The organism is Nocardia heshunensis (assembly GCF_054782115.1).
Window position 1 is genome coordinate 372640 of sequence record NZ_BAAGTC010000020.1, and the last position, 20348, is coordinate 392987.

At 67.5% G+C, this 20348-nt stretch carries 22 protein-coding genes; 7 read left to right on the forward strand and 15 right to left on the reverse strand.

Annotation, left to right across the window (positions count from 1 at the left end; translation table 11 throughout):
• Positions 1-136: 136 nt before the first annotated feature.
• The gene (locus ACYVN4_RS37980) at positions 137-1000 is read left to right on the forward strand and encodes a MetQ/NlpA family ABC transporter substrate-binding protein (RefSeq protein ID WP_460727808.1); all 864 of its coding nucleotides are present in this window, start codon (positions 137-139) and stop codon (positions 998-1000) included.
• A 130-nt stretch (positions 1001-1130) separates the two neighbouring features.
• Here the strand turns inward: ACYVN4_RS37980 and ACYVN4_RS37985 are convergent, their stop codons facing one another.
• The 9 genes from ACYVN4_RS37985 to ACYVN4_RS38025 form a co-directional block, all read right to left on the reverse strand.
• The gene (locus tag ACYVN4_RS37985; RefSeq protein ID WP_460727810.1) at positions 1131-2144 is read right to left on the reverse strand and encodes a hypothetical protein; all 1014 of its coding nucleotides are present in this window, start codon (positions 2142-2144) and stop codon (positions 1131-1133) included.
• A 36-nt stretch (positions 2145-2180) separates the two neighbouring features.
• Entirely contained in the window at positions 2181-2984 is an 804-nt protein-coding gene (locus ACYVN4_RS37990; RefSeq protein WP_460727812.1) for a bestrophin-like domain, read from the reverse strand.
• A 132-nt stretch (positions 2985-3116) separates the two neighbouring features.
• Positions 3117-4493: a hypothetical protein gene (locus ACYVN4_RS37995; protein ID WP_460727814.1), complete on the reverse strand. Its 1377-nt coding sequence runs from the start codon at positions 4491-4493 to the stop codon at positions 3117-3119.
• The gene (locus tag ACYVN4_RS38000; protein ID WP_460727816.1) at positions 4490-5017 is read right to left on the reverse strand and encodes an RNA polymerase sigma factor; all 528 of its coding nucleotides are present in this window, start codon (positions 5015-5017) and stop codon (positions 4490-4492) included. Before ACYVN4_RS38000 ends, ACYVN4_RS37995 begins: the two co-directional genes overlap by 4 nt.
• Before the next feature lie 45 nt (positions 5018-5062).
• On the reverse strand, positions 5063-5587 hold the full coding sequence (locus tag ACYVN4_RS38005) for a hypothetical protein (protein WP_460727818.1): 525 nt from the start codon (positions 5585-5587) through the stop codon (positions 5063-5065).
• A gap of 77 nt (positions 5588-5664) precedes the next feature.
• Entirely contained in the window at positions 5665-6411 is a 747-nt protein-coding gene (locus ACYVN4_RS38010; protein ID WP_460727820.1) for an adenosylcobinamide-GDP ribazoletransferase, read from the reverse strand.
• 84 nt (positions 6412-6495) lie between these two features.
• A complete protein-coding gene (gene cobT, locus ACYVN4_RS38015) occupies positions 6496-8565 on the reverse strand; it encodes a nicotinate-nucleotide--dimethylbenzimidazole phosphoribosyltransferase (protein WP_460727822.1) in 2070 nt (689 codons plus the stop codon).
• A gap of 74 nt (positions 8566-8639) precedes the next feature.
• The gene (locus tag ACYVN4_RS38020) at positions 8640-8912 is read right to left on the reverse strand and encodes a hypothetical protein (RefSeq protein ID WP_460727824.1); all 273 of its coding nucleotides are present in this window, start codon (positions 8910-8912) and stop codon (positions 8640-8642) included.
• Positions 8913-8930: 18 nt separating this feature from the next.
• Positions 8931-9896, reverse strand: coding sequence for a helix-turn-helix domain-containing protein (locus tag ACYVN4_RS38025; protein WP_460727826.1), 966 nt, complete (start codon positions 9894-9896; stop codon positions 8931-8933).
• An 86-nt stretch (positions 9897-9982) separates the two neighbouring features.
• On the opposite strand from ACYVN4_RS38025, the gene ACYVN4_RS38030 reads away from it, so the two are divergent.
• Together ACYVN4_RS38030 and ACYVN4_RS38035 are read left to right on the forward strand one after the other, a co-directional pair.
• Positions 9983-10105, forward strand: coding sequence for a hypothetical protein (locus tag ACYVN4_RS38030; protein WP_460727828.1), 123 nt, complete (start codon positions 9983-9985; stop codon positions 10103-10105).
• Entirely contained in the window at positions 10102-10332 is a 231-nt protein-coding gene (locus tag ACYVN4_RS38035) for a hypothetical protein (protein WP_460727830.1), read from the forward strand. The genes ACYVN4_RS38030 and ACYVN4_RS38035 overlap by 4 nt, the downstream gene beginning before the upstream one ends.
• A gap of 63 nt (positions 10333-10395) precedes the next feature.
• Here ACYVN4_RS38035 and ACYVN4_RS38040 read toward each other — a convergent pair whose 3' ends face one another.
• Positions 10396-11040 carry a DUF3043 domain-containing protein gene (locus tag ACYVN4_RS38040; RefSeq protein WP_460727950.1) on the reverse strand — a complete coding sequence of 215 codons (645 nt, stop codon included), beginning with the start codon at positions 11038-11040 and terminating at the stop codon, positions 10396-10398.
• 218 nt (positions 11041-11258) lie between these two features.
• Here ACYVN4_RS38040 and ACYVN4_RS38045 point away from each other — a divergent pair, with 218 nt between their 5' ends.
• From ACYVN4_RS38045 to ACYVN4_RS38055, 3 genes are all read left to right on the forward strand, one after another.
• On the forward strand, positions 11259-11609 hold the full coding sequence (locus ACYVN4_RS38045) for a HesB/IscA family protein (protein WP_379364013.1): 351 nt from the start codon (positions 11259-11261) through the stop codon (positions 11607-11609).
• Positions 11610-11854: 245 nt separating this feature from the next.
• The gene (locus ACYVN4_RS38050; RefSeq protein ID WP_460727832.1) at positions 11855-12826 is read left to right on the forward strand and encodes a carbohydrate kinase family protein; all 972 of its coding nucleotides are present in this window, start codon (positions 11855-11857) and stop codon (positions 12824-12826) included.
• A 139-nt stretch (positions 12827-12965) separates the two neighbouring features.
• Complete coding sequence (locus tag ACYVN4_RS38055) at positions 12966-13679, forward strand: MBL fold metallo-hydrolase (protein WP_379364009.1); 714 nt, start codon at positions 12966-12968, stop codon at positions 13677-13679.
• A 124-nt stretch (positions 13680-13803) separates the two neighbouring features.
• Here the strand turns inward: ACYVN4_RS38055 and ACYVN4_RS38060 are convergent, their stop codons facing one another.
• Positions 13804-14904 (reverse strand): branched-chain amino acid aminotransferase, encoded by a 1101-nt coding sequence (locus ACYVN4_RS38060; protein WP_460727834.1) that lies wholly within the window; start codon positions 14902-14904, stop codon positions 13804-13806.
• Between the two features lie 103 nt (positions 14905-15007).
• Between ACYVN4_RS38060 and ACYVN4_RS38065 the strand changes: the two genes are divergently transcribed.
• Complete coding sequence (locus ACYVN4_RS38065; RefSeq protein ID WP_460727836.1) at positions 15008-15856, forward strand: hypothetical protein; 849 nt, start codon at positions 15008-15010, stop codon at positions 15854-15856.
• Between the two features lie 71 nt (positions 15857-15927).
• Here the strand turns inward: ACYVN4_RS38065 and gcvT are convergent, their stop codons facing one another.
• The 4 genes from gcvT to ACYVN4_RS38085 form a co-directional block, all read right to left on the reverse strand.
• Complete coding sequence (gene gcvT, locus ACYVN4_RS38070; RefSeq protein ID WP_460727838.1) at positions 15928-17028, reverse strand: glycine cleavage system aminomethyltransferase GcvT; 1101 nt, start codon at positions 17026-17028, stop codon at positions 15928-15930.
• A 75-nt stretch (positions 17029-17103) separates the two neighbouring features.
• A complete protein-coding gene (locus ACYVN4_RS38075; RefSeq protein ID WP_460727840.1) occupies positions 17104-18036 on the reverse strand; it encodes an alpha/beta hydrolase in 933 nt (310 codons plus the stop codon).
• Positions 18037-18257: 221 nt separating this feature from the next.
• Entirely contained in the window at positions 18258-19388 is a 1131-nt protein-coding gene (locus ACYVN4_RS38080) for a 3'-5' exonuclease (RefSeq protein WP_460727842.1), read from the reverse strand.
• 2 nt (positions 19389-19390) lie between these two features.
• Positions 19391-19972 (reverse strand): hypothetical protein, encoded by a 582-nt coding sequence (locus ACYVN4_RS38085; RefSeq protein ID WP_460727844.1) that lies wholly within the window; start codon positions 19970-19972, stop codon positions 19391-19393.
• Positions 19973-20348: the final 376 nt, after the last annotated feature.

Genomic DNA, 20348 nt, shown 5'->3' on the forward strand with positions numbered 1-20348 from the left:
CTCCCGCATGCTGCTGTGTGTCGGATGGAAATCGAACCCGGCCATGCAACCGTGTGGGCAATCGGCGGGCAATGATTGCGATCCGGGGGAGCCAAACCGTTCCGGTGCGCGCGAACCCTCCCCTACGGTGCGTGAAATGCGAAAATTGCGCCGTTTACTGGTGTTTCCGGTCCTGCTGGCACTGGCCCTGACGGCCGCCTGTGGCGAGGAACACCACGGCGACGTGGTGCGCATCGGTGTGAATGACCTCGCACAACCGCACTGGGACGTGTTCAAGCGCAAGGCCGCCGAGGTGGGCATCACGGTCGAGTTCACCAATTTCACCGACTACAACCAGCCCAACCCGGCGCTCTCGCAGGGCCGCATCGATCTCAACAAGTTCCAGCACATCCGGTACCTGGCCAATTACAACGCCCGCAACAACGACACCCTGGTGCCGATCGGGGCGACAGAGATCTACCCGCTCGGGCTGTACTCGAAGAAGCACAAGGCCGTCGCTGAAATCCCCCAGGGCGGGGAGATCACCCTGAGCAACAACCCCGCGAATCAGGTGCGGCCACTGCTGAACCTGGCCGCGGCCGGACTCATCGTGCTCCGCAACGGCGGTTCCTGGGATTCGAAACTCGAGGACGTCGACAAGTCCGCCTCCAAGGTGCGGCTCACCACCATCGACCCCACCCTCACCGCCGCTTCCTTGGACAGCGTGGACGCCGCCTACGTCGACGACACCTGGGCCCGCCAAGCCGGACTCACCAACGACCAGATCATCTACACCGACGACCCCGCCCGCCCGGACCTGAAGCAGTACATCAACATCTTCGCCGCCCGCGCCGCCGACAAGGACAACCCGAAGCTGCTGCGCCTCACCGAGATCTACCACGACCCCGAGGTCGAAGCGGCGATCAAGGCCGAAGCAGGCTTCCAGGGCATCTTCAAAACCAACACCCCGACCGACCTCCAGACCACCGCCACCGACCTGGAAGCCAAGTTCCGCAAGTAGTCCCCGGACACCCAGCCGCGCAATCCTTCGTCATTCCGGCTGCAATCCCTCGTCATTCCGACTGCAATCCCTCGTCATTCCGACTGCAATCCCTCGTCATTCCGGCGTGCTCTTGGCCGGAATCCAACGCTCACTCAGCCGCGCCACCTCCGCCGCCGGCGTGCGCCCGAGCCATCCTGGCGCGGGCACCGGCGATGATCGTGATGACGAGGACGGTCATCACCTGCAATGCCGTCCAGGTGACCGGCTTGGGCGGCGGCACCGGCGCGACATAGGCGACCGGTGGGGGCGGAGGCGTTACCGGATGTGGCGCGGGCGGAATCACCTCGGGAGCAGGGACCGGGGCCGGGACGGGTGCCGCGGCCGGCACGGCGGCCGGAGGATGCGGGATCGCCAGGGGCACAAACGGTTCCTGCACCGGGATCGGCAGGAGCAGTAGGCAGGTGAGCAGCGCGCTCCCGGTCACCGCACTGCCCACCACCACGCTGCCCGCCCCCGCGGACCCGGGTCCGACCAGCCCGCTAGAGCCGGGGATGAAGCCGGGGCCGATAAGCCCGGACCCCATTCCGCTCCCGGTGAGAATTCCCAAACCCAGTGCGGCACTGCCGACCACGGCGCTGCCCGCGCAGGCGGTCGCGACGCTGCCGGAGTCCAATCCGGCGAGCCCGCCGAGGGTGTTCGGTGCGGCGGCCGCCTGGACCGGCCGCTCCGAAACCGAGTGTTCCGGTGCGATACGGGAATTGCGATTCGGCAGCATCAAGCCCGTCGTACCCGCCGTGCCCCCGCTGCCGATCGCGGCGCTGCCCGTCGCCGCACTGCCGGTGCTCAGCACACCCCCGGCAGGCGGACCGGCCGCCGGGTTGTGGGGCATCCCGAGCGCGCTGCCCGAGGACACGCCGCCGCCCGCTCCGGATCCGCTGTAGCTACTCCCGGTGCCCAGCCCGAGCCCGCTGCCGGTGGGCGCGTCGATCGGCCCGGCCGGGTTGGATCCGGCACTGCCGCTGAGGATTTCACCGATGGGCGGCAACCCGGGTAGTCCCGGATCGGCCTGCGCCACCTCCGGTCGCACGGTGAGCAGGGCGGCGGCCAGCGGCACCGCCGTGACCACCGCGAATCCCCGTGCCGCCCTGCGAGTCCGGTTCATGCTGCCTCCGAAGGCCGTGTGCGGATGGTCGATCGCTCAGCGCGGGTTGGCGCCGGTCGCCGGTTCGGCGGTGGTGATGTGCTCGAACCGTGACAGGGCCAGCTCGTAGGCGTCCTTGGAGACGTGGTTGCCGCCCGAGAACGGTTGATCCAGTTGATAGATGGCGACGATCACCGCGCCCAGCACCACCCCGAACAGGCCGGTCATGACGACGCTCTTCTTGCTCACCACGACGCCCGAGAACACGGTGCCGAACAACAGCATCACGGTGGCGAACCACAGCGCGATGTAGAGGAAGCTGGGCAGCCGGTAGCCCGCGTCCAGGCCGCGGTCGTACCGCGCCTCGGTGACGGCGTCGACCCCGGTCATCGCCTTGTCCTGGGTCGCTTTGGCATCCGCGTCGGCGGTCGGGGCCGCCGATACCGCCTCGCGCAGCTCGTCGAGGGTGGCCTGGGTGTCGGAGCTGAGGTGCCGCTGCTTGTCCATCACCTGCCATTCCTCGCCGATGACCTGCTTGGTGTAGTCCTTCACCAGCCCCTGGATCTGCGTCCGGTTCTGCGCGGGCATGTCATTGGCGGTCTCGTAGACGCTCACCAGCGCCTTGCCCTCCGACACCGTGTGGTCGTGGGAGGTGTCGTACTGCTGCCACAGGATCACCACCACGAACGCCACGATGGCCGCGAAGAACATATTGACCATGTCGAGCATCATGTGCCCGGCCCCCGAATCGTCCCCGTGCTGCCAGGATTTCGGCCGCAACCGATCCCCGATCAGGAACACCCCCACCGCGACCACCGCGAACAGCACGAGCACACCCAGCTGCGACAGAACTCCGAGCATTGCGCGACTCCATTTCCGGGCCAGGGCAGAGGCGATCATGAGGTATTCGCAACCACTGGTCGGTCGGATTTGCGTCGGCAACCATTCTGCTACGGCCACGGCGCGCCGCCGGAGACATGCCGGGTCGGAGCGTCAGCCCTTGGGACAGGCCAGGTTCCACCAGTCGGCGGTACCGGAGTGATCCGGCCCCGTGCCGCCGTTGACCAAACCCTTCACCGGCTGCGGGTAGCGCATGTCCACGCGGGTGTAGATGCGCAGGTTGTATCCGCAGACCTGCGGTTGACTCACGGTCACGTCCACGGGAGTGACGGTGGTCGGCCCCGCCGCGCAATTGGGCGTGCAGTCACGCACACCCGCGGTGCCAGTGGCAGTGGCTTGATCCTCACCCCAGCCCGTCCACTTCAGTTTGTCGAGAATGTATGCGCCGGTGGCACACCCGATATAGATCTCGTCGGGTGCGGGAGCGGACGGCGGTGCCACGCAAGGAGTCAGGCCCGCCGATTGGATGACGGTGCTCGGATCACTGGGAGCCGTGCGATCGACGCGCAGCAGCTGACCGGTGGCGCGATCAAAGGTGAAGGTCGGCTCACCCGCCCGGGAAATACTCACCGCCCCAGCATTTTCCGTGGCGGTGAGATCGGGCCGTTCGGCGAGCACCCGATACAACGCGGCTTGCAATCCGGCAGGTACCGCCGGGGCCTGCAACAGCTGCACCGCAGACCGATACACCGACTGATGCGGTGCCGCGGCGGTGATTGCGGCCGCAAGCGCGGCAGTGTCCTCCGGCAACGCCTCCACCTGCGTCCAAGTCAAGTTCTGCCCACCAAGGTGATAAACCAACGGCTGAGCCACCGCATACATCCCCCGCGTAGGCCCGGTTAACGCCGGACTCCCCGCCCGCTCCCACGCCTGCCGCCCCGCCTCATCAGCGAACTGCGGTGCTCCCGTAGCCGTTTCAACCGACGCCTGCCCCCCGGCCCGCACCTGAGTCCGCACGGTCGTATCAATGCTGTAGCTGTACCCGGGCCCGCTGTAGGTCGTCCGATGCAACACCTGCTGAAACGCCGAAGCCTGCGCCGGAATGTGCTGAAAGCCAGCGGGATTGCTGACAGCCGCAGACGCCGCTCCCCGCAACAACTCGGCCGCCGACGCGGTCGCGGTGTTGTCCCGGAACAGATTCGGCACCACCAACAGCGCCGACGCCACCGCTATCACCACAACGGCAGCCGCCGCCAGCCCGAGCACCCGGGGCGACCGCAATCCCCGACGCCGGGCGAGCTCATCGCCGCCCGAGGTCGTATCTCCACGAGGCTCCGCGACGATGCGCGCGAAAACCGCTGCGGCACGTTCGCGGTCGGCCTCGTCATCCCACTCGCTCCCAGTGCTGCGGTCGCCCCCGGCGTCACGATCGGCGTCGATGTTTCGATCGGCGATGCCGTCCCGGTTGGTGGCGGCGAGGGGGTTGGCGCGGCGGAGGCGGTCGAGGGCGTCGTGTTCGGGGTCGGTCACGATGTCTCCTTCAACCGGTCGGACTCGCGCAACTGCTCGGCGAGGCGTTTGCGTGCGCGGTGCAGGCGGACGCGGGCGGTGGTCACGGCGCAGCCCAGGACCGCGGCGATGGCGGCGGCGTCGAGATCCTCCCAGGCGTGCAGGCGCAGGATCTCCTGGTCGAGCGGCGGCAGCTCGCGCAGAGCGCGGCCCACCACGATGGCATCCTCGCTGGCCGGATTGTGCACGGCGCGTGGCGGATCCACGGCGGCGACCCGATCCGCGAGGGCATCCCGGCGACGGTCACCACGCGCGGATTCCAGCAGCACGTGCCGTGCGACGCCGTAGATCCAGGGCAGGGCTCCGGCCGGGAAGTCGTCGCGCGGCACCTCGTCGAGCTTGCGCCAGACGCGCAGAAACGTCTCCGCGGCAATGTCATCGGCCACCGCCGGCTCGACCCGGCGGCGGGCATAAGCCGAGATGCGCCGATAGTGGGCGTCGAACACCGCCGCGAAGAAGTCATGCTCCGATTCCGGAACATGCACCTGCGCCTCCTGGCTCGGGGATCCTGAGTACCGGTGTGCTCGCGCCTATCTGAGCGCAACACTGTGGCTACCGGTGAAACCATAGACCGTCGCCCGCGTGAACGACCGCCCGCCGCGACCCCAGAAAATCTTCGGATCGCTCAGCGTGATCACCACCGGCATGCTGTTCGACCCACCGGCCGCACAGCTGGGCTCACAGGTCTTGACCGTCTCGGTGCCGTACCCGACAGCATTGTCCGTACCCCAGTACAGCCACTTGATCCCGGTGACGATATCCCCGGCGTCCGCGGGCGTCAGATAGATCGTCGACGGCCGCACCTGCGGCCCGCCAGGTATGACGATGAGAGTGGTATCCGGCGCAGGCGCATCCGCCGATGCCACAGCCGTACCAGCGATGATCGATCCGGCGATCCCGGCCATCACAACACCCGTTCGCATCCGACCCACGATGTTCTCCTTCGACAGCGGCGGCACGACGCACTCGCGCCTCTCCCTCCTTCTGGCCGCCACCCGCCCCGCCGTTTCCACCGGATCGAGTGATCCATGCCACACGCCAGGGCGGGTGGTCACCGGCCACCTCCACCCACCCCGGGTCGACGACGCATCCACGCCCCTCGACCGACGCAAGCCGATCCGGTGACAGCCGCTCAGCGTGCCAGCGACAGCACGACCGCGGCGATCGTGACGCTCAATTCCAGTACGGCACCGAGCACATCGCCGTTCAGCCCGCCGAACCGTCGCACGCAGTGCCGGACCATCAGCATCGACGCGGCCAGCGCCAGGACCACCGCCACCGGACCCTGCCAGACGTTCCCCGTCACGAATACCGAAGCCACACCGGCGATCACGGCCCAGACCAGCGCAACGGCATTCCCCTGGGTGCCTGCCACCAGCGCACCGAATCCGGCTCCCGGCGCGGCCTCGATCCCCCGTCGACAGGCCCCCACCACCGCGACCCGCCCCACTGCCACCGCAAGAACCACCGCCGCCCACCGACCCGCTCCGGCGAGCGCGGCAAACGAAACCGCCTGTACCGCAATGGCGAAAACCAGCGCCGCCACCCCGAACGGCCCCGCCCCACCACTCTTCATAATCTCCCGAGCCCGCTCCGGCGGCCCATAACTCCCAAGCCCATCCATCGTGTCCGCAAGCCCGTCGATATGCATCCCCCGCGTAATCAACGCCAACCCAGCCACGGCAACGAACCCAGCCAGCAGCCCCGAGGCCCCCAATTCCCCGAGCCCCCACATCAATCCGGCGGCCCCGCCCCCGAGCAGCACGCCAACGAGTGGTGCCCACGCGATCGCCCGCCCGGCCACCCCCCGATCCACCTCATCCGGTCCCCGCACCGGCAACACCGTCAGCCACGAAACCGCCAGCCGCACCCCGTTCATGCGGCGTCCCGCTGAGACTGCTCGACATGGCAGCGCGCCATCACATCTCGCACTGCGAGGTGTGATGGCGCGATCGGCGGCAGGTCAGGCACCGGGGGTTTCGGCGTCGGCGGTGCTGACTCCGGCTTCGGCGAAGGTGGCCATTTCTGCGAGGGTGGCCACCGCTGCCCGGAGGAGGGGGAGGGCGGTGACTGCGCCGGAACCTTCGCCCAGGCGCATGCCCATGTCGACGAGCGGTTCCAGGTCGAGTCGTTGCAGGGCGATGGTGTGGGAGGGCTCGCTGGAGCGGTGGCCCGCGACCCACCAGGCGCGGGCGCCCGGGGAGAGTTGGTCGGCGACGAGGGCGGCGGCGGTGACCACGACGCCGTCGAGGATGACGGGGGTGCGGCGAGCGGCGGCGCGGGCCAGGAAGCCTGCCATGGCGGCGAAGTCTGCGCCGGATGCGGTGCGCAGCAAGGCAACCGGGTCCTTGACGACGGGGCGGGCGCGCCACATGGCGTCGCGGATGGCGGCGGTCTTGCGGATCCAGCCCGCGTCGTCGACGCCGGTGCCGCGGCCGACCGCGATCACCGGCTCGGTGTCCGTGATGGCCGCGATCAGGACCGTGGCGGGCGTCGTATTGCCGATGCCCATGTCACCGGCGATGAGAAGGTCTGCGCCGGAATCGATTTCCTCGTCGGCGATGGTGGCTCCGGCGGTCAGTGCCGCCTGCACCTCGGCCTCACTGAGCGCATCCTCGCGATCGATGGACCCGCTGGACCGCCGCACCTTGTGCCGCGAGATCTCCGGCGAGGTATCCCCCGCCACCGCGATGTCCTCCACCCGCACGGTCGCATCCGCAAGCCGCGCCAGCACATTCACCGCCGCGCCACCGTGCAGGAAGTTGGCGACCATCTGCCCGGTCACCTCACTCGGATACGCCGAAACCCCATGCTGCGCAACACCATGATCACCGGCGAACACCACCACCCGAGCCCGCTCGAACTGCTTAGGCGGACACACCCCCTGACAGGCCGCCACCCAGTTGGCCAACTTCTCCAACCGCCCCAACGCCCCACCAGGCTTGGTCAACTGCAACTGCCGAGCCTCAGCCGCGGCCCGCACCACCGCATCCGGCCCCGGCACCGTCCCGAACGAAATCCGCGCAGGCTTCGTCAACAACGGCTTCTCCGCCACACCGGCGTCTGCCGAATCCGCAGCACCCGCAACAGCAGCCGATTCCGCCGCGTCCGATTCAACCTGCTCGGCCACCACGCTCACGCTGGCGGCGGCCGCAGCTGTTCCCGCCCCTGCCGCCGAATCCGCAACGCCCGCAGGGGCTCCGATACGGCTGGCATCGCCAACCGCGTCCGAGTTGGCAGTCGTCGCCGCACCGGCCGTCGCATCCGCAACGCCGTCGAGGGCAACGGCACCACCCGCGGCCGCCGTGCTACCGGCGGCGGCACCCGTAGCGCTCACCGAAGTCGCTTGAACCGCAGCCTGATCCGCAGCAGCTGCCGAAGTGGTCGTAGCCGCGGCATCGGAGAGGGCGGCGGCCGAAGCGGTTGCGCGGTCCGGCTTGACGCGGACGGCCTGGCCCGCGATGACCAGGAAGACCTCGTCGCAGACGGCAGCGAGGCGCTGGTTGAGGGTGCCGATCTCGTCGCGGAACAGGCGGCCGGAGACGGTGGCCGGGATGACTCCCAGGCCGACCTCGGGGCTGACCAGGATCAGGCGGTGCCCGTAGCCCGACACAGCCGAGACCAGAGCTTCGATGTCGGGGGTGACGGTGCCGCGCGGGGATTCCCAGGCGGCGCGGGCATCCAGGCGGGCGGTCAGCCAGGTGCCGAGGTCGTCGACGAGGGTCGCGGGCGTGGTGCCCGAAGCGGCGGGTGCGGTGTCAGAGCTCGCGGGCGCGGTAGCCGAATTCGCGGTCTCGGCGAGGGCGGCGACGGGGTCGCCCTCCACGATCGTCCAGTCCGCGGGTCGCCGGGCCCGGTGCGCCGCAATGCGTTCGGCGAAGTCGGTATCGGCGGGGTCGGCGATCGCGGTGGCGATGTATCGCACCGCCTCCGACGCGACCAGCTGTTCCGCGAAAGCCGACTTCCCGGACCGGGCGCCACCGAGCACCAGGGTCCGCAACGGCCGATCGGTTGTCTGAGCAGTGTGCGACACGTCAGCACGGTATCAATTGCACCTGTGCTCCGGCCGAGTAGGCACGGCGATCGAGCACCGCCGGGCGGCGTAAGTCAGTAGTTCTTCTCGTTGTGCACGCACTGAACCTTCAGATCCCTGGACGTGAACGACCAGTCCGTGCCCTGCGGACAGTCCGATTCGTGGTTCACGCTCGCCACGATCTTCCCGTCGTGCTGCTTCGAACAGTCCACAACCTTGTCGTGATTCGTCGTCGCACCGCCCACGATGCACCGCCCGTCCGCAGTGCGCGGATCCTTGCATCCGGCCGTCGTCCCGGCCACCAGCAGCACCAGCGGCACCGCCGCGATCATCACTCCCCACCGCATGGCAGCGAATCGTACGGGTCAGGAAACCTTGACCCCGAACCGGCGACGGTATTCCACGGGCGCGATGCCGACCAGCCGCTGGAAGTGATGCCGCAACAACGCTCCGGAGCCGAATCCACAACGGTGCGCCAGTGATTCGAGATCCAGATCGGTGTCCTCGAGCAGCTGTTTGGCCAGCAGAACCCGCTGCCCGGTCAGCCACTTCACCGGCGTCGTCCCGGTTTCCGCGGCGAAGCGGCGCGCGAAGGTGCGAGTCGACATGGCCGAACGTGCGGCCAGCGATTCGACCGTGTGCGGCATCTCCAGGTGTTCGCCCATCCAGTGCAAAGTTTCGCTGAGGCTGTCGGAATCGCAATCCACCACGGGCCGTTCGATGAACTGCCGCTGCCCGCCGTCGCGCTGCGGCGGCACCACCATGCGCCGCGCGATGGCATTGGCCACGGAGCTGCCGAGCTCACGCCGCACCAGATGCAGCGAGGCGTCGATCCCGGCCGCGGTGCCCGCGCTGGTGATGAGGTTGCCCGCGTCCACGAACAGCACGTCCGGGTCGACGGTGGCCTGCGGGAACTTCTCGGCCAGCAGATCGACATACCGCCAGTGCGTGGTGCACTTGCGCCCGTCGAGCAGCCCGGCCTCCCCCGCGAGAAACGCGCCCGAACACACCGTGAGCACGGTCGCCCCGCGATCGGAGGCGTCCCGCACCGCATCGATCATCCGCTGGTCGATGGCGTTCTCGGCGAAGATCGGAAAGGCCGGTACCGCAACCAGATCCGCGTCCCGCAGCTCCTCGAGCCCGTACTGCGGTGTCACCTGGATGCCCGGTGAGCTGGAGATCAGCGGTTTCCCGGGTTCGATTCCGCAGACCCGGAAGTCGAAGCCGGGCAAGCCGTCGGCGGTCCGGTCGAGGCCGAAAACCTCGCAGACGACGCCGAATTCGAACATGGCGAGGTGGTCGTTGAGGACCACGGCGACCTTCGAGAGCATGTTCCGATCCCATCTGGCCGAATATTTGCGAACTATGTCAGAACTGCCACTGTTGGCGGTATGTTCTCTATAGAAAACTTACTGCCATGCAAGCACTCTCCGCAATCGTCGCAGCCGGATCCGCCATGGCGGCGCTCGGCACTTTGACCTTCGGCTTCATGGCCGGGGACACCACCGATTCCATCGATGAGGGCGAGGCCCACGCATGACCGCCATCACCTCCGGACACGGCCACTTCCACACCGCGACCGGCACCCACGAAGCAGTCACCATGTTCCGTCGATTCACCGCCCTGCTCGCCGCGGCCGGCCGGGCCATCCCGTTCCACCGCGAGGACAGCTGGGGCCTGGCCGGTTCCAGCAATGGCATCGACCGCGACCGCGATCGCATCGCCCTCGAGATCCGCGCGATGTCGACCTACCGTGAACACAACTGAGGGGCGGCCGAAGCCGCCCCTCAGAGAAAATCATCCGGCCGTCAGCGTGGACGGCCCTACCGGTCAGACCGCGTCGCCCGCGCTCACCCGCGGCTTCGGCGCACGCATCCGGCGCACCTGCGAGGCGCGCACGAAGGCGTACCAGCCCAGCGAGAACGAGGAATCCGCGGTGTCCGGGTAACGCTCCCGGACCCGCTTGTTCACCATGCGGCCCAGCACCACGCCTTCGATGATCATGAACAGCATCATCACCAGCATGGCCAGCGTCACCAGCGCCTGCAGCGCGGGCGAGAGGATCATGCTGACGATCAGCACCAGCGCCAGCGGCATGAACAGGCCCAGCAGATTGCGGCGCGCATCCACGATGTCACGCACGTATCCCTTGACCGGACCCTTGTCGCGCGGGAGCAGGTACTGCTCCTCACCGGCGAGCATGCGAGCGCGGCGGTCCTGCGCGGAGGCGCGACGCTCGGCCGAATCCGCCTTGCGGTCCGCCCGGGTCCCGCGGATCGCCTTGCGGCGGGCGCGAGCCTCCTTGGCGGTCTTCGGCGCGGGCGCGACCGGACCGCGTTTGCGGCTCTCGGCCTCACGTCGCTTCGGGGTCGGTCGGCCCTTACCGAGGGTGACGGTCTTGTCCGCCACCGCGGCATCGGTATCGACGCTGGAGCTGTCGGAGGGGGTGGACTCGCCACGGCGCAGGAACTTCACGCCGACCAGGCTATTCGATGACACACCTGCCGGAAAATCCTGGTCCGCCCGTTTGTTGTGTCGGACACCTCACCAGCAATCTGCCAGCGACCGCAATACCTCGGCGTTCCAGCGGATACCCGCCGCGTAAGATAGGGAATAGTCTCCCGGGAACAGGTGTTGACAGGCTTCGAGCCGTGCGCCTTCACGGGTTGAAAACAGGTCCCTTAGGAGAGTTCATGACTGTTGAGAACGAGACCACCACTCACGGTGCGACTCTGACCGAAGCCGCCGCCCTCAAGGCCAAGGCGCTGCTGGACCAGGAAGGCCGCGACGATCTCGCCCTTCGCATCGCCGTCCAGCCCGGTGGCTGTGCCGGCCTCCGCTACCAGCTCTTCTTCGACGACCGCAGCCTCGACGGCGACCTGGTCGTGGAGTTCAACGGCGTCAAGCTCGCCGTCGACCGCATGAGCGCCCCGTACATCCAGGGTGCCTCGATCGACTTCGTCGACACCATCGAGAAGCAGGGCTTCACCATCGACAACCCGAACGCCACCGGCTCCTGCGCCTGCGGCGACAGCTTCAACTGAGATAACGCTCGGCAGCGCGGAACATCCGCTCGGATGTTCCGCGCTGTCGTGTGTCCGACACTGTCCAGCGAAGAGTTTTCGGCGGATCAACGCTCGAAAGCACTCGTGAGTCGGGTTAATCCGTATCGGACGGTGTTATTTTCTTTAGTGCGAGCCCTTTTCGGCTCGCCGCTCCTAACCACCGGCCCCGCGTTGGCGTCCCGCAATGGGTGTGCGCTGCGCTCGTCACCTAAGGATCGAATTCCGTGACCATCGCCGTGTCCGCGTCCATCGCGACCGATCACCTCATGCGTTTTCCGGGCAAGTTCTCCGATGTGCTGCTGGCCGACCAGTTGCATCACGTCTCGCTCAGCTTCCTCGTCGATGATCTGGTCATCCGCAAGGGCGGCGTGGCTGGCAACATCAGCTACGCCATGGGTGTGCTGGGCCGCGATCCGCTGCTGGTCGGTGCGGTCGGCCAGGACTTCGGCGACTACCGGAAGTGGTTGGAGGACAACGGCGTCGACTGCTCGGCCGTGCGCGTCTCCACCGATCTGCACACCGCCCGCTTCGTCTGCACCACCGACGAGACCATGGCGCAGATCGCGTCCTTCTATCCCGGCGCGATGGCCGAGGCCCGCGACATCGACATCACCAAGCTCGATCGCGAGCTGGAGTTGGTACTGATCGGCGCGGACGACCCCGAAGCGATGCTGCGCCACACCGACCAGTGCCGCACCGCGGGTATCCCCTTCGCCGCCGACCCGTCGCAGCAGCTGGCGTTCATCGACGGCGAAACGGCCCTGCGCCTCATCGACGGCGCGGACTACCTGTTCTCCAACGAGTACGAGTGGGGCATCCTGCTCCAGAAGACCGGCCTATCCGAGGCGGAAATCGGTGAGCGCGTGGGCATTCGCGTCACCACCCTCGGCTCCAAGGGCGCGAAGATCGTCGACCGCGACGGCACCGAGCTGCACGTCGACGTGGTCCCCGACATCGCCAAGCTCGACCCCACCGGCGTCGGCGACGGCTTCCGCGCGGGCTTCCTCACCGGCCAGTCCGCGGGCCTGTCGCTGGAGCGTTCCGCCCAACTGGGCTCGCTGATCGCCGTCCTGGTTCTGGAATCCGTTGGCCCGCAAGACTGGACCCTCGACCACGACACCGCCCTCAAGCGCCTCCGCGACGCCTACGGCCCGGAAGCCACCGCCGAAATCGAGCCGCTGCTCACCAAGCGCTGAGCAGTCACTCGGCGCAGCTGAGTTGAAGGTTCCGGCCGCCCACCGATTCGATTCGGTGGGCGGACTTTTCGTATCGCCGTACCACTCGATGGGCCTGCCGGTTGCGACCGAATGCATCGTGCGCAATACGCTGAGAGGTATGGCCTCCGACCGTTTGTACTTCCGCCAGTTGCTCGCCGGGCGCGACTGGGCCGTGGGCGATCCGATCGCCACGCAGATGCGCAACTTCGCCTACCTGATCGGAGATCGGGACAGTGGCGAGTGCGTGGTTGTCGACCCGGCGTATGAGGCGGGGCAGCTCGTCGACCTGGCCGAGGCCGATGGGATGCGGCTGACCGGAGTCCTGGCCACCCATCACCACCCCGATCACGTGGGCGGAACCATGATGGGATTCACGCTGCGCGGCGTGAAAGAACTGCTCGAAAAGACCGATGTCGCGGTGCATGTCAATGCCGAGGAACTGCCGTGGGTCGCGAACGTCACCGGCATCGCCCCCAGCGAGCTGACCGGCCACGCCCACGGCGACAAGGTCGCGGTCGGCAGTTTCGAAATCGAGCTCCTGCACACCCCCGGCCACACCCCCGGCAGCCAGTGCTTCCTGTTCGAGGACCGCCTGATCGCGGGTGACACGTTGTTCGTCGACGGCTGTGGCCGCACCGACTTCCCCGGCGGCGACTCCGACGCCATGTTCCGCAGCCTGCGGTATCTGGCGGAATTGAAGTCCAACCCGACGGTCTATCCGGGCCACTGGTACTCGGAAGAGCCCAGCGCGACGCTGTCCCACATCAAGGACCACAACTACGTCATGCGCCCCCAAACGCTCGACCAGTGGCACATGTTCATGCCCAGCTGATCGTCGAGTGGCACACCCTGGAGGCGATTCATCGAATCTCCCTCCAGCATGTGCCACTCGATGGATACGAAAACGCCCGCCCCCGGAAGACGTTGGGGGCGGGCGTTGTTCGTGTGGCGATCGGTCAGGCCAGGGTGCGCAGCCAGCCGTGGTTGTCGCCGAAGGTGCCGCGCTGGATGCCCGTGAGGGTGTCGCGCAGGGCCATGGTGACCTCGCCGGGTTCGCCGGTGCCGATGGTGAATTCGCCGTCGGCCGAGCGGACCGAGCCGACGGGGATGACGACGGCGGCGGTGCCGCAGCCGAAAACCTCGGTGATCTCACCGGTTTCGACACCCTTGCGCCATTCGTCGACGGAGATCTTGCGCTCCTCGACCTTGTAGCCGGCGTCCGCGGCCAGGGTGATGAGGGAGTCGCGGGTGATGCCCGGCAGCAGCGAACCGGACAGTTCGGGCGTCACCAGGCGGGCGTCGGAGCCGCTACCGAAGACGAAGAAGAGATTGTTGGTGCCCATCTCCTCGACGTAGCGGTGCTCGCAGGCATCCAGCCAGACGACCTGGTCGCAGCCCTTTTCCGAGGCCTGCTGCTGGGCGAGCAGGGAGGCGGCGTAGTTGCCCGCCACCTTTGCCTCGCCGGTGCCGCCGGGGGCCGCACGCACGAACTCGGTGGACAGCCACACCTTGACCGGCTTCAGCCCGCGCGGGAAATACGCGCCCGCGGGGCCGCCGAGGAGCAGGTACTTGTAGGCGGCGGCGGGCTTCACGCCCAGGCCGACCTCGGTGGAGAACATGAAGGGCCGCAGGTAGAGCGCGTCCTCACCGCCGGCGGCGGGCACCCAGTCGGCGTCCACCTCGAGCAGCTGGCGAATGGATTCGATGAACAGTTCCTCGGGTAGCTGCGCCATCGCCATGCGCGCCGCGGACCGCTGGAAGCGCGCCGCGTTGGCATCCACCCGGAAGGTGGCGATGCTGCCGTCGGCCTGGCGGTACGCCTTCAGGCCCTCGAAGATGGCCTGGCCGTAGTGGAAGACCATGGTCGCCGGATCCATGGACAGCGGCGCGTAGGGTTCGACCCGGCCGTTGGTCCACTGTCCGTCCACGTAGTCCATCGACACCATGTGATCGGTGAAGAAGCGCCCGAACCCGGGCTCCGCCAGAATCTCCTGTCGCCGCTGCGCCGCTACGGGCGCGGGATGCGGGACACGGGTGAACTGCGCGGCAAGTGTCATGACCTGGAGTCTAATTCGCCGCCCTCGACACGCGGGTGCGGGATCCCCCTGTCGCCCGGGTCACGCGATGCGCTAGCGGCCGCTGTTCACTCCCCTGGATAGGGTGAGCGATGTGTATCCGCAAGACGCTGCGCCGAAGCCTCGCTCCACCCGGCCCCTGGTGATCACGCTGATCGCCGTGGTGGTGCTGGGTCTGGTCGCGATCCTGGTGGTCGCGGCGATGATGCCCGCGCGCACGGTGAGCGGAACCGCGCTGCCCGCGGACCAATACGGGTTCCAGGACACGGCGACCCGCACCACTCCCCCGCCGACCACCACGACGACCACCGCCGCACCGAAATCCGACATCGCCGCTGTGACGCCGGGCTGGCAGACCGCGTATTCCATCTCCCGCAACGCGGTCTACGACGTCCCGACGGACTGGACGATACCGACGCCCACCACCATCATCGGCTTCGAAAGCGGCAACCAGCGCGTGGTGATGAGCGGCGCAGCCGAACTCCAGCCCAAGTCCTGCGACGGCCACCACTCCAAAGCCATGGCAGGCGTAACCGGCTCCAAACTGGCTGACGCAGCCGCCGCGGCCAAGGACGTCGCCACCAACTGGGCGACCGTCGGCGGCCTCAGTGACGACCGCCCCAATTCCACCTTCACGCTGAGCAGCGTCGAAACCCTCACAGTCCAGGGCAAACCCGCCGCACATGTGACCGCGACGATGTCCACCCCAGGCCCCAACGACTGCTCCCACCCCGCGACCACGATCGTCCACGCGGTCGCGGTCCCTGGCAACGCCGGTCAATTCGTGGTCATGGTCATCTTCGCCGACAAGGACGTCGACGGAGCCCCGACCTCCGACACACTCAGCAAGATGTACAACACCCTGCGCCCCGCCGGTCTCGACCTCGCATCCTGCAAGCAGGACAACCCGGTCGTCGGCACCTGGTGCGGCTGAACGACGAACGCTGCCGACGAGCACGGTGGCTCGTCGGCAGTGTTCGTGGATCCTGACGCCTCGTATAACCCTCAGGCAGTGCGGGTCTCGACGAAGGGGGGCTTGATGACCTCGCAGCGGAGGCGGCGGCCGCGGACGTCTACCTCGACCTCGTCGCCGGGCTCGATGCCTGCGGAGGTGTCGAGGAGCGCGAGGGCGATGCCGACCTTGAGGCTGGGCGAGAAGGTGCCCGAGGTGGTTTCGCCGACCGGGGTGTCACCGCGCATGACGGTTTGGCCCTGACGCAGGACACCCTTGTCGATTGCCTTGAGGCCCAACAGGAGTCGGCGCGGACCGGCGGCCTTCTCGGCTTCGAGTGCCGACTTGCCCCAGAACTCGGGCTTCTTCCAGCCGACGGCCCAGCCGGTGCGGGCCTGCAGCGGCGAAATGTCCAGGGACAGTTCGTGTCCGTGCAGGGGGTAGCCCATTTCGGTGCGCAGGGTGTCGCGCGCGCCGAGACCGGCGGGCTGGCCTCCGGCGGCCTGGACCTCGGTCACCAGGGCGCGGAAGACAGCTTCGGCATCGTCCCAGCGGGGCAGCAATTCGTAGCCGTGCTCGCCGGTGTATCCGGTGCGGCACACGCGAACCGGGCGGCCGTCCCACTCGGCGTCCTCGTAGGCCATGTACTCCATGTCGGTCGGCAGACCGAGCTTGGCGAGCACCTCGGCCGAGCGCGGGCCCTGCACGGCGAAGACCGCGTAGCCGCGATGCTCGTCGGTGATGATGATGCCCTCCGGGGCGACCTTCTGCAGCTCGGCCACCACGGTCGCGGTGTTCGCGGCGTTCGGCACGAGGAAGATCTCGTCGTCATTCACGTAGTAGGCGATGAGGTCGTCGATGACCCCGCCTTCGGGCGTGCAGCACAGCGTGTACTGGGCCTTGCCGGGGCGAATCCGGTTCAGATCGTTGGTGAGCGCCGAGTTCACGAAGGCCGCGGCGCCCGCGCCCTTGACCGTCGCCTTGCCGAGGTGGCTGACGTCGAACAGCCCGACGGTCGTGCGCACAGCCGTGTGCTCACCCACGGTGCCGGCGTACGAAACCGGCATCTCCCACCCCCCGAACGGAGCGAAGGTGGCCCCCAACTCGACATGCACAGCGTGAATAGGTCCCTGCAGCAGCTTCTCGTCGGTCACCCGAAGCAGCTTATCGGTTCCCGTTCGGCGACCGGGTCGGCCGCTCCTATCTGCGCGGATGCCGAACGGTCCCGCTCAGAGACCGAGGCTGCGGGCGATCCCGGGCCAGGCGGCGTGGAAGTCGCTCTGCCAGGAGGGCCAGTTGTGGCCGCCGCCGGGGAGGTAGTCGAACGTGGCCGGGATGTTCTGGTCCTCAAGGCTGGATTGCAGTGCACGAGTGCAGGTTTCGACGGTGGATTCCAGTGCCGTGCTCGAAGCGCCGACCTGACCGCCGCCCGCCGCCGCCGGATTCGCGCGCGTTCCGGCGGCGATGTGGAGGTCGGTGCCTCGGAGTTTTTCGAGGTTGGCGGGGGTGGAGGGGTCGTTGGCGGTCCAGGCCGGGGAGTCGTCGGGTCCCCAGATGTTCCAGGGGAAGCCGCCACCGGAGAGCACTACAGCTTGCAAATAGCGACGGCCCGGGTCGGTACTGGTTTGAGCGCAGCCGCTGAACGAGCCGACGCTCTGGTAGAGGCCGGGCGCGGATTCGGCGAGGGACAGCGCGGAAGTCGCCGACATCGATACGCCGACAATGGCATTGCGGCTGGAGGCGTTCATGGACTGGTCCATGAGGGGCGGCAGTTCCTGGGTCAGGAAGGTGGTCCACTTGTTGCGCCCGAGCACCGGGTCGTCGGACTGCCAGTCGGTGTAATACGTGTAGCGGCCGTCGAGGACGTTCACCACATTCACGTTCTGGTCGGCAAGGAAATCGAGCACATCGGTGCGGGTCTCCCAGGAGACCTCGCCGCCGTTCTGGTCGATCCCGTCCTCGGCACCGTTGAGCAGATACAGCGTCGGGCGGGGCACGGAATTGTCGGCGGCTCGAATGACGGACAACTGGACGGTCCGGTTCATGGCCGCCGAATACACCGAGACCGTAGACCTGCGGTCGTCACGGGGATTCACGCGGTCGATATGCGAGCCGTCCGCCGCCGCAGCCACATCGGAATTCAACGGTTCCGCAGCGGACACGAGACCGGGTATCACGCAGAAAGTGGCCGCAACCAGGGAAATTGCCGCTGCCAACAAACTGCGCGCACCACGCGTACTCGTCATATCCGCCTCAAACTCATCCGAACAACCCCCTCATCCTCTTTACCGAGCCGATCATGGCCGCGCAATAAAGCGCTTCTCACACGGCCGCTCTACGCCCAACCGGCCCGGGCATGTCGTCCCGATCCCCTGCGACCGGATCAGGTCTGTATGCCAGGCACGCCACTGTCGCCCGACCTGCCGAGGCAAGCGAGGAACGTCGCCTCATCCATCACCTCGATCCGCTGACCCCGCGCTTGCAGTTCAGCAACGCGTCGCGCCTTGCTCGTCGTGAACGCGGCGGGATCACACCCAAGGAAGCCATCACCGATCACCAGTTTCGTCGTCCGCCTGGTGACGTTCCGTGCGGGCGTAGCGCCGTTTCCCGCGATGGCATCCCACGCCTGTTGCCGATTCATCGCCGCGAGATCACCTGTGAATACGACGATCTCACCGAAGAGCGGATGGGACGGATCGCCGCCGGTGACCTCCGGAAGCACCAATTCCTCACGGCCGAACCAGGATCGACGAGGCGCAGAGTCATGCGAGGCCGCCCGCCCGGGTGACTGGGCTTCAGCCGAGCCAGGCGAAGACACGTGACGCGGTGACCGAGGCTCATAGGTGCGCGACCGAGGTGCCGGCCGTGCCCCCGGCACCTCATCTCTCCGACGACCACCGCGAAGCGATGTGCCAGCCTCGGCGCGCAACATCGCGCCCGCCGCACGTTCGGCCCTTCGGCGCGGCGTGGCAGCCATCCGATCCAGTGCCGCAAGCGATTCGGCACCGGTGCGGGTGGCGAGCGCAAGCACGATCTCGGCAGCCGCGGCAGCATCGGCCCCCGCGTCATGGTGATTGGTGAACTCGATCCCAAGCGCGGCAGCCACATTCGGCAGCTTGTAACTCTCCAGATCCAGATGACGCCGAGCCAATACCAAGGTGCAGCTGAAGTCCCACGCAGGCGCGTGAATTCCACTGCGCGCACAAGCTTCTCGAATCGCACCGCTGTCGAACCCGGCATTGTGGGCGATAACCGGCAGCTCTCCGACGAGCCCGAGAACCTCGGGCCACCGCTCCGCGAACGCGGGCTGCCCGGCCACCATGCCCGCCGAGATCCCGTGAACTCGAATGTTGTGCCAAGCGAAGAATTCGAGCCCCTCCGGCGGCCGACACAGCCACGACTCACTGGCCGTCCGCTCCCCATCCCGGACGACCGTCACCCCAACCGAGCAAATACTCCCCCGCGCGGAATTGGCGGTCTCAACATCAATGGCAGCGAACGAAAGTCCCGCCATACTCACCGCACCGCAAGCGGCAACGGCCGCGCGACAGGACCACCCAGGTCGACCAGGAAAGCCCGAGCCACGCGCAACGACTCGAACGCCGCCCACGCATCCGCCAGATCCGCGAGCGCCCGCGCCAGGGTGAGCACCGGCCGAATATGGTCATCCACCACATCCACCTGAGACTGGGTCAGCACCACCTCGCCGGGCGGCACGATCACCGGCCACTGCGGGCGAATGAACTTCCCACCGGCCGCATCCTGCTCGGTGAAGCGCGCATCGGCGGATTCGATTTCCGCACAGACGATCTCAACCGTGGCATCGACATCAACGATTGCTGAGCCACTTTCACCCATCGGGATTACCGCGGTCAGTTCTCTCCCTCCGGTGAGCGCAGCCTGTTCCTCGCCTGCCAACACGATCGGCAGTCCAAACGCAAGGCTCGCGATCTCAGCTTGACGCGAACTCTCCAGCACCCAAGCGCCCGATAGCCGCGACAACCCCAACGCCGCTCCAACATTCACGCGCCAAATGACCAGTTGGTCCACGGCCCTACCAAGCACCGCGACGGAATGCAGATCGAACGAGGCAGCCATACCGCTCCACGGACGTGACGGACAGTTACCGCGCTACGTTAGAGCATCCCACCGACAACCTTCCCGCGAACCCTCACGAATCCCCAACGCGCCCAAACAGTTCCGACCGACCGGGATCGGATCATGCTCAAACGGCACGATGCGGCCAAGGACCCATCCTTGCAGTGCATCGCCGCTTCTCTCGGAATCAAGCCGAGAACACGCCGGGGTAACGAGCAACCCGGCACCCTCAGCTTCAGCGACGCCCTCCCGCTCCCAGTCAGAGCAACAATCTTGACGCCACCACCCGACGCCGCCGAATCTTCTGGCCGTCAAGTTCCGTCACCGACGGGCCTTGTCTCCGAATGGGTACGGCAACCTACCGGGTGTCCGGGCT

What these genes read in the sequence shown, in the direction of transcription:
- ACYVN4_RS38020 (WP_460727824.1), bottom strand. Translation starts at nt 8,912, where the DNA reads ATGCGGTGGGGAGTGATGATCGCGGCGGTGCCGCTGGTGCTGCTGGTG.
- ACYVN4_RS38080 (WP_460727842.1), bottom strand. Translation starts at nt 19,388, where the DNA reads ATGGCGGGACTTTCGTTCGCTGCCATTGATGTTGAGACCGCCAATTCC.
- ACYVN4_RS38055 (WP_379364009.1), top strand. Translation starts at nt 12,966, where the DNA reads ATGGCCTCCGACCGTTTGTACTTCCGCCAGTTGCTCGCCGGGCGCGAC.
- ACYVN4_RS38010 (WP_460727820.1), bottom strand. Translation starts at nt 6,411, where the DNA reads ATGAACGGGGTGCGGCTGGCGGTTTCGTGGCTGACGGTGTTGCCGGTG.
- ACYVN4_RS38060 (WP_460727834.1), bottom strand. Translation starts at nt 14,904, where the DNA reads ATGACACTTGCCGCGCAGTTCACCCGTGTCCCGCATCCCGCGCCCGTA.
- ACYVN4_RS37985 (WP_460727810.1), bottom strand. Translation starts at nt 2,144, where the DNA reads ATGAACCGGACTCGCAGGGCGGCACGGGGATTCGCGGTGGTCACGGCG.
- ACYVN4_RS38035 (WP_460727830.1), top strand. Translation starts at nt 10,102, where the DNA reads ATGACCGCCATCACCTCCGGACACGGCCACTTCCACACCGCGACCGGC.
- ACYVN4_RS38030 (WP_460727828.1), top strand. Translation starts at nt 9,983, where the DNA reads ATGCAAGCACTCTCCGCAATCGTCGCAGCCGGATCCGCCATGGCGGCG.
- ACYVN4_RS37990 (WP_460727812.1), bottom strand. Translation starts at nt 2,984, where the DNA reads ATGCTCGGAGTTCTGTCGCAGCTGGGTGTGCTCGTGCTGTTCGCGGTG.
- ACYVN4_RS38085 (WP_460727844.1), bottom strand. Translation starts at nt 19,972, where the DNA reads ATGGCTGCCTCGTTCGATCTGCATTCCGTCGCGGTGCTTGGTAGGGCC.
- ACYVN4_RS38025 (WP_460727826.1), bottom strand. Translation starts at nt 9,896, where the DNA reads ATGCTCTCGAAGGTCGCCGTGGTCCTCAACGACCACCTCGCCATGTTC.
- ACYVN4_RS37980 (WP_460727808.1), top strand. Translation starts at nt 137, where the DNA reads ATGCGAAAATTGCGCCGTTTACTGGTGTTTCCGGTCCTGCTGGCACTG.
- ACYVN4_RS38045 (WP_379364013.1), top strand. Translation starts at nt 11,259, where the DNA reads ATGACTGTTGAGAACGAGACCACCACTCACGGTGCGACTCTGACCGAA.